Annotated in this window: 16 protein-coding genes; 8 read left to right on the top strand and 8 right to left on the bottom strand. The window is 50.7% G+C overall.

Features of this window, described 5'->3' with window-relative positions; translation table 11 throughout:
• The first annotated feature begins 337 nt into the window (after positions 1 to 337).
• On the top strand, positions 338 to 967 hold the full coding sequence (locus ACMHKJ_RS00345; RefSeq protein ID WP_413491514.1) for a LuxR C-terminal-related transcriptional regulator: 630 nt from the start codon (positions 338 to 340) through the stop codon (positions 965 to 967).
• 28 nt (positions 968 to 995) lie between these two features.
• Here the strand turns inward: ACMHKJ_RS00345 and ACMHKJ_RS00340 are convergent, their stop codons facing one another.
• Entirely contained in the window at positions 996 to 1,553 is a 558-nt protein-coding gene (locus ACMHKJ_RS00340) for a hypothetical protein (protein ID WP_067398312.1), read from the bottom strand.
• A 161-nt stretch (positions 1,554 to 1,714) separates the two neighbouring features.
• On the opposite strand from ACMHKJ_RS00340, the gene ACMHKJ_RS00335 reads away from it, so the two are divergent.
• The 3 genes from ACMHKJ_RS00335 (at position 1,715) to ACMHKJ_RS00325 (ending at position 4,051) form a co-directional block, all read left to right on the top strand.
• The gene (locus ACMHKJ_RS00335) at positions 1,715 to 2,083 is read left to right on the top strand and encodes an ArsC family reductase (protein ID WP_413491513.1); all 369 of its coding nucleotides are present in this window, start codon (positions 1,715 to 1,717) and stop codon (positions 2,081 to 2,083) included.
• A gap of 154 nt (positions 2,084 to 2,237) precedes the next feature.
• Positions 2,238 to 3,368 (top strand): succinyl-diaminopimelate desuccinylase, encoded by a 1,131-nt coding sequence (gene dapE, locus ACMHKJ_RS00330; RefSeq protein ID WP_413491512.1) that lies wholly within the window; start codon positions 2,238 to 2,240, stop codon positions 3,366 to 3,368.
• Positions 3,365 to 4,051 (top strand): M15 family metallopeptidase, encoded by a 687-nt coding sequence (locus tag ACMHKJ_RS00325; protein WP_413491511.1) that lies wholly within the window; start codon positions 3,365 to 3,367, stop codon positions 4,049 to 4,051. The genes dapE and ACMHKJ_RS00325 overlap by 4 nt, the downstream gene beginning before the upstream one ends.
• On the opposite strand, the gene ACMHKJ_RS00320 is transcribed toward ACMHKJ_RS00325, so the two are convergent.
• Both ACMHKJ_RS00320 and mdlC read right to left on the bottom strand, forming a co-directional pair.
• Positions 4,052 to 4,474 carry a DUF454 family protein gene (locus tag ACMHKJ_RS00320; protein ID WP_413491510.1) on the bottom strand — a complete coding sequence of 141 codons (423 nt, stop codon included), beginning with the start codon at positions 4,472 to 4,474 and terminating at the stop codon, positions 4,052 to 4,054.
• A gap of 189 nt (positions 4,475 to 4,663) precedes the next feature.
• Positions 4,664 to 6,292 carry a benzoylformate decarboxylase gene (mdlC, locus tag ACMHKJ_RS00315; protein ID WP_413491509.1) on the bottom strand — a complete coding sequence of 543 codons (1,629 nt, stop codon included), beginning with the start codon at positions 6,290 to 6,292 and terminating at the stop codon, positions 4,664 to 4,666.
• A 626-nt stretch (positions 6,293 to 6,918) separates the two neighbouring features.
• On the opposite strand from mdlC, the gene ACMHKJ_RS00310 reads away from it, so the two are divergent.
• Both ACMHKJ_RS00310 and ACMHKJ_RS00305 read left to right on the top strand, forming a co-directional pair.
• Positions 6,919 to 7,041 (top strand): hypothetical protein, encoded by a 123-nt coding sequence (locus ACMHKJ_RS00310; protein ID WP_413491508.1) that lies wholly within the window; start codon positions 6,919 to 6,921, stop codon positions 7,039 to 7,041.
• A gap of 105 nt (positions 7,042 to 7,146) precedes the next feature.
• On the top strand, positions 7,147 to 7,350 hold the full coding sequence (locus ACMHKJ_RS00305; protein ID WP_413491507.1) for a YpfN family protein: 204 nt from the start codon (positions 7,147 to 7,149) through the stop codon (positions 7,348 to 7,350).
• Here ACMHKJ_RS00305 and ACMHKJ_RS00300 read toward each other — a convergent pair.
• From ACMHKJ_RS00300 to ACMHKJ_RS00280, 5 genes are all read right to left on the bottom strand, one after another.
• Complete coding sequence (locus tag ACMHKJ_RS00300; RefSeq protein ID WP_413491506.1) at positions 7,337 to 9,352, bottom strand: tRNA(Met) cytidine acetyltransferase TmcA; 2,016 nt, start codon at positions 9,350 to 9,352, stop codon at positions 7,337 to 7,339. The two genes, ACMHKJ_RS00305 and ACMHKJ_RS00300, sit on opposite strands and share 14 nt — an antisense overlap.
• 9 nt (positions 9,353 to 9,361) lie before the next feature.
• The gene (locus tag ACMHKJ_RS00295; RefSeq protein ID WP_413491505.1) at positions 9,362 to 9,814 is read right to left on the bottom strand and encodes a DUF441 domain-containing protein; all 453 of its coding nucleotides are present in this window, start codon (positions 9,812 to 9,814) and stop codon (positions 9,362 to 9,364) included.
• A 104-nt stretch (positions 9,815 to 9,918) separates the two neighbouring features.
• Positions 9,919 to 10,806: a KPN_02809 family neutral zinc metallopeptidase gene (ypfJ, locus tag ACMHKJ_RS00290; RefSeq protein ID WP_413491504.1), complete on the bottom strand. Its 888-nt coding sequence runs from the start codon at positions 10,804 to 10,806 to the stop codon at positions 9,919 to 9,921.
• 240 nt (positions 10,807 to 11,046) lie between these two features.
• On the bottom strand, positions 11,047 to 11,760 hold the full coding sequence (gene purC, locus ACMHKJ_RS00285) for a phosphoribosylaminoimidazolesuccinocarboxamide synthase (RefSeq protein ID WP_413491503.1): 714 nt from the start codon (positions 11,758 to 11,760) through the stop codon (positions 11,047 to 11,049).
• 154 nt (positions 11,761 to 11,914) lie between these two features.
• Entirely contained in the window at positions 11,915 to 12,685 is a 771-nt protein-coding gene (locus ACMHKJ_RS00280; RefSeq protein ID WP_413491502.1) for a DeoR/GlpR family DNA-binding transcription regulator, read from the bottom strand.
• A 93-nt stretch (positions 12,686 to 12,778) separates the two neighbouring features.
• Between ACMHKJ_RS00280 and ACMHKJ_RS00275 the strand changes: the two genes are divergently transcribed.
• Together ACMHKJ_RS00275 and ACMHKJ_RS00270 are read left to right on the top strand one after the other, a co-directional pair.
• Complete coding sequence (locus tag ACMHKJ_RS00275) at positions 12,779 to 13,594, top strand: inositol monophosphatase family protein (RefSeq protein WP_413491501.1); 816 nt, start codon at positions 12,779 to 12,781, stop codon at positions 13,592 to 13,594.
• 111 nt (positions 13,595 to 13,705) lie between these two features.
• On the top strand, positions 13,706 to 14,863 hold the full coding sequence (locus ACMHKJ_RS00270) for an MFS transporter (RefSeq protein ID WP_413491500.1): 1,158 nt from the start codon (positions 13,706 to 13,708) through the stop codon (positions 14,861 to 14,863).
• The last annotated feature ends 18 nt before the right edge of the window (positions 14,864 to 14,881 follow it).

The raw sequence follows: 14,881 nt of genomic DNA, 5'->3' as shown, positions 1-14,881 counted from the left end.
TGAAAAGACTGTAATATTCATGTGTTTAATGTTTACAGAGTGTTGAAAAAAACGACATTTCATTATGTGCCTGCCTGATATATCTGACCAAATACAGTTATTCCGCGTATTGTTTCCCCGTATCAGAAACCGGTTATTTTATCCGCACAATATACTTTAAGTTATTAGAGTCGTTATTATTTTTAAATGGTTTGTTATTTGCACATATAACCGTTTTGCGTAAAAATCAATTGTCAGCAGCGATAATGATATTTTTATGTTTTTAATAATAAACATATCAATTAAATCGCCATAATTAATATGGCTTCATACCGTACACCCGGCAAGGGAGAACTCTATGCCTCATCACACTATTATGGTTATTGATGACCACCCGTTGTTACGCTATGGTTTTCAAATGCTTTTACAGCCGGATTACGCGCTGACCATCATGCCTGAGCCAACGGATAACGCCGGGCTTTTTACCTATATCCATCAACATATTCCCCGCATGATTATATTAGACATTAATATTCACGCTTTTTCCGGAATTGATTTCATTAAGAAACTCCGTCATAAAAGAGTACCCAGTTATATTCTGGTATTTTCACAGTCACAGGAACGTAATGATATATACGCAGCTATTGATGCAGGAGCTGATGGTTATATATTGAAAAGTTGTGATATTGATTATTTGGCAGATCAGATAAAGAATGCATTTCAGGGGAAAAAAATATTTAGTGAATCTATCTGTAAAATATTACAGGAGCGGGAGCATTTTCATGACCCGATAACCTATCTGACCCGGCGGGAGTCAGATGTTCTGAAAGAACTGGCCTGCGGGATGAAAAATAAAGAGATAGCAAGAGCGCTGTATATTTCAGAAGAAACGGTAAAAGTACACATCCGTAATATCCTGAAAAAACTGAATGTCTCCACGCGGCTGGCAGCCAGCCTGTTGTATCTCAAACACCGGCTCCCCCGCTGAGCGGATATCCCCGGGCACGTCTTGGGGATTATTCGTTTTCACTGTCAATACTGGCAGGTGTCGGATAATTAAGCAGCTCCAGTGTACCGTCCGGATTTTCTCGGACATCCACCTGGATAACTTCTTTATTCATTCCGCGGATAACGGTATCCACCTCACTGTACGCGTAACGGATACTTTTATCCCGCGCCCAGTCCGGCATATCTGTCACACCATAGTAAAAATAAACGGTATTAATACCGTTTTCCTGAAATTCAATGGCAGTGACTTTGCTGATACGCAGGGCTCCGTAACAGAAATCTTCACGAGCCTGCCAGGCATCACGCCCTTTTTCTGTCAGTGTGTACTCCACACCTTCAGGTTTAATGGTTGCGGTGATTAACCCCACCGTTGCCAGGGCATTGAGGCGCGAAATCATCCAGGGTTCGGACTGGCTTGAACTCAGTTGCGGCCATTTGTGCTCATCAAGGCACAATTCACTGTTTTCCACAAACTTGTGCTGGAGCTCAGTCAGATAAAAATCTGTTTGTCCCGCAAAGGTAAACCCGGCAAACAACAGCGTGCTTATGGCTAAGAACTCTCTCATCTATCCCGTCTCAACATCTTCCGGATGTATTTATCCGGTTTTGGTGTAATGCTAACTCACTTTTTTCCATTTATCGAATATTCTCTGCGCGTAACGCTCTGGATAACTACGCCAAATTACCGCATTATGCTATTTTTCGTGTTCACGACAAAGGATTAAAGATGAAAAATACACCCTCAGTCTACCGGATTTTCGGTATCAAAAATTGCGACACGATGAAAAAAGCCCGCGCGTGGCTGGATACAAACGGGATCGCATATGAATTTCACGACTACCGGCAGGACGGCATTGATGCCACGCTGCTGACAGAATTTATCCGTCATATTGACCTGACACAACTGCTCAATAAACGCGGTACCACCTGGCGTCAACTGGATAAAACAGAACAGGATGCCGCTACGGATACCGTTGCTGCGATCCGCCTGATGACGGAAAAACCGGCCTTAATTAAACGCCCGGTGCTGGTTTCCCCGGACGGTCGCTACCACCTTGGTTTTAAAGCTGATGACTATCAGCAGTTCTGCCGCTGAATATCGCTATACCCTTATTCATTCAAACTGCAGGTTCGTTGGCGGTACTCAGCTAGCCGGGTCACATACTGATGTATGCTCCCCGTCTATCTTCCCATGCCGCCTGCCTGCATCTTGAATGACGTTGGGTATATAAATTAAGTAAGGAAGCACAATGCATTGTCCTGTAATTGAACTGGCAAAACAACTCATCAGCCGCGAATCTGTCAGCCCGGACGATAACGGCTGCCAGGTACTGATGACTGAACGCCTGGCGGCAATCGGCTTTACCGTTGAACAAATGCCTTCCGGCGACACACAAAATTTCTGGGCGCACCGGGGCGGCAACGGAAAAACCCTCGCCTTTGCCGGACATACGGACGTAGTACCGCCGGGAGATACCACCCGCTGGCGCACCCCGCCTTTTGAACCCTCCCTGATAGACGGCATGCTGTACGGGCGTGGTGCTGCGGATATGAAAGGCTCTCTCGCTGCCATGATTGTTGCCGCAGAGCGCTTTGTCTCGCGTTATCCGCAATATCCGGGTCGCCTGGCATTTCTGATTACCTCCGATGAAGAGGCTGCCGCGACCGACGGCACAGTGAAAGTTGTGGAAGCGCTGATAAAGCGCAATGAAAAGGTGGAATATTGCCTGGTCGGCGAGCCATCAAGCCAGACACAACTGGGGGATACCATCAAAAATGGCCGCCGCGGCTCAATTACAGCTAATCTGACCATTCACGGTATTCAGGGGCACGTTGCGTATCCGCATCTGGCGGATAATCCGGTTCACCGGGCTATACCTTTTATACAGGAGCTTATCAGCACACACTGGGACAGCGGCAACGAATTCTTCCCGCCGACCAGTATGCAGATAGCTAATATTCACGCCGGAACGGGCAGCAATAATATTATCCCGGGTGATTTGTTCGTGCAGTTTAATTTCCGCTTCAGCAGTGAATCAACCAGTACGCAGCTGGAAGCCCGTGTTGCTGCTCTGCTGGAGATGCATCAGTTACCGCACAGTATCAGCTGGTCACTCTCCGGGCATCCGTTCCTGACGCCTGAAGGGCCACTGACAGAGGTGGTTTGCCACGCTGTCGGGCAGTATTGCCACCTGACGCCGGAATTATCAACCAGCGGCGGAACATCAGACGGACGCTTTATCGCACAGATGGGCACACAGGTTGTTGAACTGGGTCCGCTAAATGCCACAATCCATAAAGTAGATGAATGTGTAAGTGCCGCTGATTTGCAGCAACTCAGCCGTATCTATCAGCGCATTATGGAGCAGATTTTACTATGATGACCTTTGAGATGCTGACCGGGCAGACGCGTGACCATGTGATTAATTTTGCCGGTAATCATCACCTGCAATTCAATGCCACCAAAGCGTTTCTGGCAATGCAGAAAGCTGCTGCCGGGGCAGGATTTAAACTGATGCCTGCCAGTTCGTTCCGTGATTTTGCGCGCCAGCAGAGTATCTGGAATGAGAAATTTGCCGGAACCCGCACTGTAAATGATGCGGATAACCGCCCGCTGGATGTATCTGTGCTGTCAGAAGCGCAACGTTGTCAGGCAATTCTGCGCTGGTCTGCCCTGCCGGGTGCCAGCCGTCATCACTGGGGAACGGAGGTGGATTATTACGATCCGTTCCGCCTGCCTGCTGACACATCGCTGCAACTTGAGCCTTGGGAATACGAAGAAGGCGGTTATTTTGCGGCGCTGTCTGCCTGGCTGACAGAAAATATGGCGCAGTTTGATTTTTATCTGCCGTTCACACAGAAAAAAACAGGTGGCGTGGCGTATGAGCCCTGGCATATCAGCTATTGGCCGCTCTCATATGAAGCGGAGCAGCTTTACACTGTGGATACACTGGAACAAGTGCTGAACACGCAGGAAATTGCCGGGAAAACCTGGCTTCTGGCAAACCTGGATAGTATTTATCAGCACTATGTCCGTCTGCCGGGTCCGTCTGCCGAAAAGTAACTAATCTTCCGGTTTTCCCGGCTTTTTCTCTGATGCCGCCGGGGGTTGCAGCGGCATCTCTTCAGTCTCCGGCAAACGCAGCATGAAAATCAGCAGGCAGGCTAAAATCACCAGTAACAGCAACCGGATATAAATCAGTTTCACCAGCCAGAGAGAAACAGCAAAGGTCATTAAAATGACGATCACCGCACGGCGCTTCGCTTTGCGCGGCAGACCTTTGTGTTCCTGCCAGTGACGGATATAGCCGCCGAACCAGGAACGGTACAGCAGCCAGTGATGAAAACGCGGGGATGAACGGGAGAAGCACCATGCCGCCAACAGCAGAAACGGCGTTGTCGGCAACAGAGGCAAAACAACCCCCAGTGTTGCCAGTACAACGGCAATCCAGCCGGATAACAACAGCAGCAAGCGTGTAAATGACATCCTTTTTATCTCTCTCCGGCGATGATATGTCTGCACGATGTTATCGTTATGTAATAGCATATTCAACCGGCTTCTGAGATCAAACAACAAAGCCGCGCCCCGTTTTAACCGGGACACGACTCAGACTATTGAAATCAGGAAATAAACTTTAAAATCAAATGATTGATAACTTAATCTTAATCACTGTCTTTATATCAGCGGCGGTATTGACGGCTGAATCGGCACAACCAGTACAGTCGGTCCTTTACGCGCCAGCGCCGCTTTACAGGCATCCTTTACTTCATCTTCCGTCTCTGCCCTGACCGCTGTACAGCCGTAACCCGTTGCCAGTGCGACAATATCCAGTCCCGGAATGTCCAGCCCCGGCACACCCGGCGTCTCTTCCAGTATGGCAAACGATTTCAGAATGCCGTACTGGCGGTTTTCCGGAATAATAAACAGCACCGGTAACTGATGCTGTGCCGCCGTCCATAATCCCTGAACCGAATACTGCATAGAGCCGTCACCGATTATCGCCACTACAGGGCGGTTTCGCCCGCTGTCCCGTTCACCGAGCGCTATCCCGGCACTTGCCGGCAGGTTCCAGCCCAGCGATCCGCTGGCAAAGGTATAGAAGGAATCCGGTTTATCAATAGGCCAGGCGGTATGCAGTTCACCGAGGTTGGACGGCGATTCTTCCACCAGAATGGCATTTTCAGGCACCACCCGTCTTACCGCGCGGAATAGTTGCGCTGCACTTAATACACTGCCTGCAGCAGGCTCCGGTGCCGCAGGGTGCGCAGCCATGCCATGCGGCTGCTTACTGATGGCAGCAGCCCGTGCCGGACGCGCGGCAACCAGTTCGGTTAACTGCTCGACCGCCAATACCGCATCACACAGCAGACTGTCACCCACCGGCGCGCGACCCGCTTCAGACGGATCGTCTGTTACATGCAGCAGACGCAATCCCTGCGGGATATATTCACCGGCAACATACGGATAATAACGGAATACCGGCGCACCGATCACTATAGCCACATCATGCCCGGCGAGCTTGTCTGACAGCGGTTTTATCGCAAACGGCAGACCACCGGCATACAGCGGGTGCGATTCCGGAAATGGCGGGCGTTCTGAGGCAGGTGCTGCATGTACCGGGATATTCAGTTTTTCTGCCAGCCGGATCCCTGCATCCCAGCCCTCTCCCCGCGCAATCGCAGAGCCATAAATAAGCACCGGGTTTTTCGCCGCAGACAGTGCCTGCGCAAATTCCCTGATCCGCACCGGGTCCGGCCCTATACGCTGAGTCACCGAGCGGACAACCGCGGGTGCCGCACCCGCCGGTTGATCCCAGTCATCCAGCGGAATGGATAAAAAGACCGGGCCTGCCGGCGGTTGCAGCGCCATCGCATACGCGCGCATAAATGCCGCCGGAACATCTTCTGCCCTGACCGGCTGATAACTCCATTTCACCCAGGGTTTCGGCAGTGTTTCCGGTTCAATGTTAGTCAGCCACGGCTCCATCAGCAGCATGTCGCGGGTCTGGTTACCTGCAGTAATAATCAGCGGCGTGCGGTTCATAAATGCGGTCAGAATATTACTCATCGCATTGCTCAGCCCGGCAGATGTATGCACATTTACCAGAGCCACATTGCGTGTGGATTGCGCATAGCCATCTGCCGCTGCCACAGCGGAGGATTCATGTAATGTCTGGATATAACGGAAATCTGCCGGAAAATTTTTCAGAAACGTTTCTTCCGTCGACCCCGGGTTACCAAATACCGTGGTTATATTCAGTTGTCGCAGCAATTCAAATGTCACTTGCCGGATTGTTTTGTCCATCCTGATGCTCCCGTATAATCATCATTATTACGCTATAAAAGTCAGTAGGTTATTTGCCGGATAATTAAAACAAACAAATGTTAATTTATATTCCTGAGGATTTTTCATTGAAAAACAAGAACAAACTGATAAAAAATAAAATAACTGATATGAGAAAAACCGGATATTCCTGAATGTATTACAGGATAAAATAAAGATCAAATAACCGGAACGCCGGAAATAGCCTGAACATTTAAGAATGAAAAAACGAATAACATTTATTTATGATATAAAGCAAAATGATAGAGGTAAGACCACATATCTTACTCAAAAAAGGTCAGCAAAATACACCTGCAGAGTCTTATTCAGAGTGAAAAAAGCGATAAAACACTGTCTGTCGGTTAATTCGTTACATCACTGTTTAACTCAGTGCTGTTATTGTTTTCCGCGTGGTACCAATTGGTTATTTTCTTTTTTTTAAGCTCTCCGCGGATGCAGAGAGCTTTTTTTTTAATTTCGGTATACTCTTTTCTGTATCTGTACAACCCGGTCTCTTCAATTGCAAGGGGTTATACCCCAACGTCATTCAGGAAGGCGGCAAGGAAAGACAGCCAACGAACCTGCAGTTTGAATGAATAGGGGTATATATGCTGAAGATAATCACTTTTATTGCCGTTATTATGTTGTCCGGCTGTGCAGGGGTGGGTGTCGGCGCGTCCGGCGGCTCCGATGGTGCATCTGTCGGGATCGGTACAGGTATCGGTTTTTAGTGCCACCGGTAAACAGATGCTCAGCAACATCTCAAATGTGGTAATCTGTCTTTGCGACACGATCAAATTGTATCGGACAGATATAGATAAAGAAAAGGTAATCACATGCAACAATGGTTAGCAGACTACTGGTGGATCATCCTGGTGCTGTTTTTTGGTATTATTCTGAATGCAATTAAGGATTTAAAGCGGGTGGATCACAAAAAATACCTGCTGAACCGCCGTGAGTTGCCACCACATCGTGATAATAATGCCCAATGGGATGATGAAGATGACGACCGCCCGGATAATTCATCTAAAAAGCCGTAATTATTGATGCCGTCTGCTGTGCCCATTCCGGGCGCAGCGAGTGCAGTACCTCCGCTGTTTCCTGCCGTAATGCACTAAGTAATGCTTTCTTCCCGTTTATCTGCTGCTGTTTCAGTGTGCTGTCATTTGTTGTATTTCCTGATAACAGAGCGGATAGCCGCGCCGTCTGTTCCGGATAGCATATCAGTAATAATGTCAGTGCAGGATCTGCTGCTGCCTGCGGTTTGGCGGCAAACGCAAAACCGGCGAGCATCATCCACTCAGTATCATTCAGTGCCGTTGCCCTGACCGGGGTTGCCGGTGAAAATCCCCATGTGCGGGAAAGCACACTGCAATCACGGGCAAACTGCTGTCGTGCGGCTTCAGCCAGTGTTTCACCTGCTGGTGAAAGCGGCAACAGCAGCATGGCTGTATAGCAACCACTGCCTGCTTCAAGATGTGTGCCCATCCTGGCAAAATGAAATCCGCAAGCTGTCCAGAATGCTGCCAGTTCAGGTGTATAACCAAAGCTGACAGATAAATAATCCAGTCCGCAGGCTTTTGCATCTTCCGCCGCCCGCCGTAACAGTTCCCGCCCCAGTGCGTTGCGCCGGTATGCACCGTGAACGGCTATCCGGCTGATGCGTCGAGAAACAAGCTGTGCCGCCTGCGGGAAATAACTGTGTGCCGCCAGTGACTGTGCCAGCAGATTACCGGGAGGCCGCCGGAACCCTGCCCAGACAGCCTGTGACAGCGCTGCGGACAATCCGCCCTCATCAACCATCCAGAGAGCCGCAGCGACATGTCCGCGCTGACGAAACAGCGAAAAATGCTGTCCGCCGGCATCAGTCAGCCGCCGTAAATCAAGCGGGGATGTCCGGTAATGCGCGGCAGTGAGCAAGCCGTAAAACCCGGCAAGCAATTCCGGGTCATCACACAGTGCCTGTTGCGATAACGACTGATACTCACCCGTCCCCGGTGACACAGGTATTTCTGCCGGTTCTTCCAGTAACAGTGCGTTATTCAGCCAGTTTTCCAGCGGATCATTGTCCGCCCAACGAACCGGACGGGTCAGCGAAAGCAGCCTGAAATCCGGCAAGGTATAACAGAATTTGAGTAAAAAACCGCGCCCGGTGCCTTCATAGCCCTGAACAGTGGATAGCAGCAGAACGCGGGGGAATGCTGCCACAATCCGCGAAAGCTGTGGTAACGGGATCATTGCGGCTTCATCGATAACCAGCCAGCAGTATCCGCTGAGATCGGCGGTTTCACTTAAAACAAGCAGATTGTCCGGCGGAATAAATTCCACATTATCAGACTGACTGAGATAACGCTGAATAACAGAAACCGATACTTTTGCCGGCGCGCATAACAGATGATGACCCGGTGTCTGTGCCAGAAACAGACCGGCGAGAGCCGATTTCCCCCGTCCGCGGGCAGCAGGAAGACCAAAAATACCCTTTTCCGCCTGACGCAGTTGTGACAATACCGATTGCTGATCAGGTGTGGGAGAGCCATCCGGCGGCAGCCAGCGTGCCCGCTGTGGCAAAAGAGATAATTGGCAGGGTTGTCCTTCATTCCAGCGGACAACCGCCTCATGATCCAGAGTCTGTGCCAGATGGCGCATAAAACGGGGGGTGGGGATTAATTGCCCGCGATCATTCCAGCGCAGGCTGTCTTCGTCGGGACGTGTCTGCCACTCCGGTTCAGAGGGCAATAACAAAATCAGCCAGCTGCCTGCCTGTAAAGTGCCGGTCAGCATTGCCATCGCTTCAGTGTGAAGCCCCCGGCGGGCGTCAAATACGCCGTGAAAAAATTCCCGTCCCAGCAATAACCGCGCCTGCGGGGGGGCAACCGCTCCCTGCAACTGTGAAGAAATCACCGGCCAGTCGCCGGGCACTGCCGCCATAATATCGCGCAGTGTTTCCTCACACCAGCTATCACTTCCGCTTAATACCCACAACCGGCGTACGCCTTGTACGCTGAGTTGTTCTGTGCAAAGAGGGAGTGTCGCAGGCAGCATCGGTATCCGCTACGCTTTGCCGATCAGCATTGAGAGTATCCCCGCTGCAATCAGCGGTCCGACCGGCACACCTTTAAACATAGCCACGCCGATAATGGTCCCGACCAGCAAGCCGGCAACCGTCGATGGCTGGTTACTCATCAGTGTGACCCCGCGACTGCCGAGCCATGAAACCATTATTCCGATAGCTATCGCCAGCAGGGATTTCCAGTTCAGAAAGGAACTCAGCACATCACCGGCACTGATTTTCCCGCTGGCAATAGGCGCCATCACCCCGATAGTCAGGATAAGTATCCCGAATTTCAGTCCGTATTTTTCAACAAACGGAAAATAGCCGTTCAGTGGCGTAATACGCACTGCCAGCAAAAAAAGAAGGGCAAGAGTTACCGTCATATTGTTACTGATAAGCCCGAGTCCGGCTAAAACCAACAGAATAATCAGGGTCGGGTCAATATTGCTCATGTGAGATCCTGCATCAGGGGGAATGAAAACCACAGATAGTATGCGCTTGCAGACGGATAATCAAACCTGCCCGGCCGGTACAGGAATAAACCGGGCAGATATTGTTATTTTAATGCGGAAAATGTATCACATTGCGCAATATCGCCGGTGTCAAAACCGCGTTTAAACCATTCATGGCGCTGTGCGGATGTACCGTGTGTAAAGCTGTCCGGGATAACCCGTCCCTGACTCTGTTTTTGCAGGCGGTCATCACCGATAGCCTGCGCCGCATCCAGTGCGTTCTGTAAATCCCCCTGTTCGAGTATCCCGGCATTCTTCATTTCATGCCCCCAGATACCGGCAAAGCAGTCCGCCTGTAATTCCATTTTAACAGATAACCGGTTTGCTTCTTTCTGACTGCTGCGCTGCTGACGCTCACGTACCTGGCTGTCAATGCCCAGCAGGTGCTGAACATGGTGCCCCACTTCATGAGCAACCACATAGCCCTGAGCAAAATCCCCGCCCGCCGCCAGTTTGGTGCGCATATCATCATAAAAAGAGAGATCGATATACACTTTCTGGTCAGCCGGACAATAAAACGGACCCATTACTGCCTGCCCCGCGCCACATCCCGTAGGCGTGGCACCACGGTACAGCACCAGCTTCGGCTCGCGGTACTGACGGTTCATCTGTGAAAACTTCTGTGCCCAGACCGCTTCTGTTTCCGCCAGCATCACACCGGTAAATTCAGCCTGTTTCTGTTCCTGTGCACTGTTTTGCACCGGACGCTGTTGCGCGGAAGTTTGCCCGGCACCCATCGGGTCGCCGGAAATAAAACCCGTCAGGTCAATACCGTAAAACCCGGCAACAACAACGATCACGATCACCACCAGACCGGCTTTACCGCGCGGCAGGGGAATACGTGGTCCGCCGGATGATCCACCCGGCATTCTGCTGCCGGAACCCCGGCGATCTTCTATATTGTCGCTCTGACGACGCCCTTGCCAACGCATGATAGCTCTCTGTTCCGATGATATACCCTTATTCATTCAAACCGCAGGTTCGTTAGCGCAGGGAAGCCTGCCCGCATCCTGAATGCCGTTGGGTATAGGAGAAGTATTAAGTATATAGTACAGAGAAAACCAGGTGAGGAAAAACGCTTCTTTCTTTCAGTGTGCTGTTAAAAAGCAGCCGGAGCTGCTTTATACCCTTATTCATTCAAACTACAGGTTCGTCGGGCATATACATAATCATTAATCCAACTCAACACCCAGACGGCGAGCCACTTCTTCGTAGGCTTCAATAAGGCCGCCCAGACTCTGACGGAAACGGTCTTTATCCATTTTATTGAGGGTTTCTTTATCCCATAAACGGCTGCCGTCCGGCGAAAACTCATCCCCCAGCACAACCTGTCCTTTATACAGACCGAATTCCAGTTTGAAATCCACCAGGATAAGACCGGCATCATCAAACAGGCGGGATAACACATCATTGGCGAGATAGCTCAGACGCTTCATTTCAGCGAGGTTTTCCTGACTGACCCAGCCAAACGTTTCACAGTAAGACTCGTTGATCATCGGGTCGTGTTTCTCGTCATTTTTCAGGAAAAGGTCAAAAATTGGCGGATTCAGCACCAGCCCCTCTTCTGTACCGAGGCGTTTAACCAGGGAGCCGGCAGCGCGGTTGCGGATCACACACTCGACCGGCACCATATCCAGTTTTTTCACCAGAACATCGGTATCAGACAGCAGTTGCTCCATCTGGGTCGGGATCCCCGCCGCTTCCAGCTTACTCATGATAAAATGATTAAATTTGTTATTAACCATACCTTTACGGTCAAATTGCTCGATGCGCTCACCATCCAGTGCTGATGTATCGTTGCGAAATTCCAGAATCAGCAAATCAGGATTATCCGTGGTATAGACGGTTTTGGCTTTACCACGATACAGTTCAGCTTTCTTTTGCATCTTGCACTCTCCAGACAGGATTAATAATAGGCATATCGCCTGATGCGTTTATTCTCCCTCAGAATGCACCGGGAAGCAATCGTTTGCGTGAGAAAAAACAACAGCGGAGAAAAGTGAGTGCGGCAGATACGGAGCACCGCCAACCCGGCTCAGTTTATACCATAACAAGGGACAATCCCTGCTGTATAAGCAGGTCACGGGCTGATTGCGGAATACTCTTGCCGAGCACGATATGGCTCAAATCCTGACACTCCGCCACACGGTGACGGGAGATCCGTCCCAGCTTACCGGCAGTTATCCCGGTGACAACCTGGTTACTCTGCTGCACCAGCGCACGTTTAAATGCTGCCTCCTCGAACCCGGCAACGGTGACCCCGCCATCCGAATCCATCGCGCAGCCGCCGAGAAAACAAAGATCAATATACAGGTTTGACAACTGTTGCAGTGCCTCAATACCCAGACAGGCACCTGACGGCTGATGCAGTTTTCCGCCCAGTACAATCAGTTCAAACTGCGGATATTTAGTGAGTTCTGCGGCGATAAGCGGTGTATGCGTCACAACCGTCAGTGAGAAATCAGCGGGCATATGCTGTGCCAGTAGTAAATTCAGGCTGCCGGAATCCAGAAAAACCGTTGTATTATTTTTAATTAATCCTGCACAACCGAGCGCGATATTTTCTTTTTCTGCACTATTATGCCCGATCCGTTGCCGAAAATCTGCCACTTCACCAAGTACGCTGACCGCGCCACCATAGACCCGTTTACAGAGTCCCTCTTCCGCCAAAACCTGCAAATCACGCCGTATTGTGTGCTCTGACACACCCAGTTGCGTGACCAGCGCACTACACTGAACCCGTCCCTCTGTCTGTAATAATTGTCTGATCAGGGATTGCCGTTGTTCCGGAAAAGCTGCATAATCGAGCAAGTTAATCTCCTTTAGGTTGCACAAAGAATCATAACCGAGCACCTTAAAATGTCAACTAACCCTTTATACCCGACGTTATTCAAGAGGTAACTGATGAACACACTCCATCCTGATATTGCATTTTTTCACCAACTGGCTAACCGTGCGGCACAGGAAACATTGCCCCGTTTTTTGCCTTCACACCATCTTAGTGTTGATACCAAGGTCAAAGAGGGGGTCAGCTTTGACCCGGTGACAGACGCCGATCGTCAGGCTGAAATCGCTATGCGGCAGCTGATAAACGCGGTGTATCCCTCTCACAGTGTGCTGGGCGAGGAGTTTGGTCTTAGTGATGAAAGTGGTAAAAAGGATGAAAGTGATTATCAGTGGATCCTCGATCCGGTCGACGGAACCCGCCCTTTCCTGCTCGGTTTACCGGTCTGGGGTACGCTTATGGGGTTAACTTACCGTGAACGGGCTATTATGGGCATGATGAGCCAGCCTTATACCGGTGAACGGTTCTGGGCTGATGGTGAGCACAGCTGGCACAGCAGCCCTCACGGCACATTCCTGATGGAAACCCGCAAAAACATCACGTTGGAAAATACTATCCTGCATACCAATTCACCGGAGCCGATACCCCGCTTCCCTTCGATAAAACTGACTGCACTGATGGACAGGGTTCTGATGACCCGTTTCGGCGGAGAGTGCTACGCAATGGCGATGGTTGCCGCCGGACGTATTGATTTATGCTTTGATTATGCATTGCAGCCTTATGATATAGCCGCATTTATCCCGATAATAGAACAGGCGGGCGGCTGTGTGACTACCCTTGACGGCGGACGTCCTGAAAAAGGTGGCGCTATTCTTGCCAGTGGTTGTCCCCGTCTTCATCAGCAGGCTCTTGCTATTCTGAATGGTAATGATTAGCCTTAATATGATGATCTGATTTATACCCTTATTCATTTAAACTACAGACTCGTTGACTGCATCCTGAATGGCGTTGGGTATATATAATTTGTACTGATAAGGTTTTGAGTTATGAGTGATATTCTTTCTGTTATCCCTGCCCCGGCTCCGGCACGGCGGGAACAAATGGCAACCCGCGCACTCTTTTTTGTGGCCGGCTTTGCCTCTGCCGCCTGGGCTGCACTGGTGCCGTTTGCCAAACTGAATACCGGGGTCAATGATGGTGTGCTCGGGCTGTTATTATTATGTCTGGGTGGCGGTGCACTGGTCGCAATGCCGCTCACCGGCATTCTGACAACCCGCTTCGGCTGCCGCCGGGTGATGACAGCCTCCGTTATCCTGCTCAGTCTGACCCTGCCGTTACTCGCGATGATTAACCATACCGGGTTACTGGCGCTGGCGCTGGTTATTTTTGGTATGGGGATCGGAATTACTGATTGCGCCATGAATATTCAGGCGATTATTGTCGAGAAAGCCGCACCAAAACCAATGATGTCGGGCTTTCACGGGTTTTACAGTGTCGGCGGAATAGCCGGTGCCGGGGCAATGAGTGGTTTTATGCTGGCAGGTATGGGTGCGGTTCCGGCGGCATCTGTCGTGATGATAATCTGCCTGCTGCTGCTGACTGCCGGTTATAAAGGGATTCTGGATTACGCGTACCCCGCTGAAGGACCGGCCTTTGCTGTGCCGCGTGGTGCTGTGCTGCTTATCGGGATTGTCTGCTTTGCCACTTTTCTGGCAGAAGGGAGTGTACTGGACTGGAGTGCGGTATTTCTGACGGAGTATCACAATGTGCCGGACAGCCTTGGCGGGCTGGGCTTTGCCTGTTTTGCCGTGCTGATGTCTCTCGGGCGTCTGACCGGTGATAAAATTGTTGCAGCTCTCGGGCGTCCCCGGGTTGTGCTGTGGGGTGCACTGCTTGCGGCAGGCGGTCTGCTGCTGAGTGTTCTGACTGATAACTGGCTGATTGCGCTCACCGGTTACGGGCTTATCGGGCTGGGCTGTGCCAATGTGGTGCCGGTGATGTTTTCGGCGATCGGGCGGCAGACCAGTATGCCACAGGCGGTTGCAGTTCCTGCGGTCACGACTCTCGGTTACCTGGGTATTCTGGCTGGCCCCGCGTCTGTCGGGCTTATCGCATACCGTTTTACACTGCCTGCCGCACTGATGGTGGTCGTCGGTTTATTACTGGTGGTGGCACTGCTGTCGCGCAAAGTCAGTATGCGGTGAGAGAATTTCATACACCGG

Origin of the sequence: Morganella psychrotolerans (assembly GCF_965118875.1) — a bacterium.
Taxonomy (GTDB): domain Bacteria; phylum Pseudomonadota; class Gammaproteobacteria; order Enterobacterales; family Enterobacteriaceae; genus Morganella; species Morganella psychrotolerans_C.
The sequence above is the reverse complement of the archived record's forward strand: the minus strand, read 5'-3'. Positions and strand labels throughout refer to the sequence as shown.

Bases quoted from the DNA above. Each gene is read 5' to 3' on its own strand.
- ACMHKJ_RS00305 (WP_413491507.1), top strand. From the start codon at position 7,147: ATGCAACAATGGTTAGCAGACTACTGGTGGATCATCCTGGTGCTGTTT.
- mdlC (WP_413491509.1), bottom strand. From the start codon at position 6,292: ATGGACAAAACAATCCGGCAAGTGACATTTGAATTGCTGCGACAACTG.
- dapE (WP_413491512.1), top strand. From the start codon at position 2,238: ATGCATTGTCCTGTAATTGAACTGGCAAAACAACTCATCAGCCGCGAA.
- purC (WP_413491503.1), bottom strand. From the start codon at position 11,760: ATGCAAAAGAAAGCTGAACTGTATCGTGGTAAAGCCAAAACCGTCTAT.
- ACMHKJ_RS00300 (WP_413491506.1), bottom strand. From the start codon at position 9,352: ATGCTGCCTGCGACACTCCCTCTTTGCACAGAACAACTCAGCGTACAA.
- ACMHKJ_RS00310 (WP_413491508.1), top strand. From the start codon at position 6,919: ATGCTGAAGATAATCACTTTTATTGCCGTTATTATGTTGTCCGGCTGT.
- ACMHKJ_RS00275 (WP_413491501.1), top strand. From the start codon at position 12,779: ATGAACACACTCCATCCTGATATTGCATTTTTTCACCAACTGGCTAAC.
- ACMHKJ_RS00320 (WP_413491510.1), bottom strand. From the start codon at position 4,474: ATGTCATTTACACGCTTGCTGCTGTTGTTATCCGGCTGGATTGCCGTT.
- ACMHKJ_RS00335 (WP_413491513.1), top strand. From the start codon at position 1,715: ATGAAAAATACACCCTCAGTCTACCGGATTTTCGGTATCAAAAATTGC.
- ACMHKJ_RS00345 (WP_413491514.1), top strand. From the start codon at position 338: ATGCCTCATCACACTATTATGGTTATTGATGACCACCCGTTGTTACGC.
- ACMHKJ_RS00270 (WP_413491500.1), top strand. From the start codon at position 13,706: ATGAGTGATATTCTTTCTGTTATCCCTGCCCCGGCTCCGGCACGGCGG.
- ACMHKJ_RS00325 (WP_413491511.1), top strand. From the start codon at position 3,365: ATGATGACCTTTGAGATGCTGACCGGGCAGACGCGTGACCATGTGATT.
- ypfJ (WP_413491504.1), bottom strand. From the start codon at position 10,806: ATGCGTTGGCAAGGGCGTCGTCAGAGCGACAATATAGAAGATCGCCGG.
- ACMHKJ_RS00340 (WP_067398312.1), bottom strand. From the start codon at position 1,553: ATGAGAGAGTTCTTAGCCATAAGCACGCTGTTGTTTGCCGGGTTTACC.
- ACMHKJ_RS00295 (WP_413491505.1), bottom strand. From the start codon at position 9,814: ATGAGCAATATTGACCCGACCCTGATTATTCTGTTGGTTTTAGCCGGA.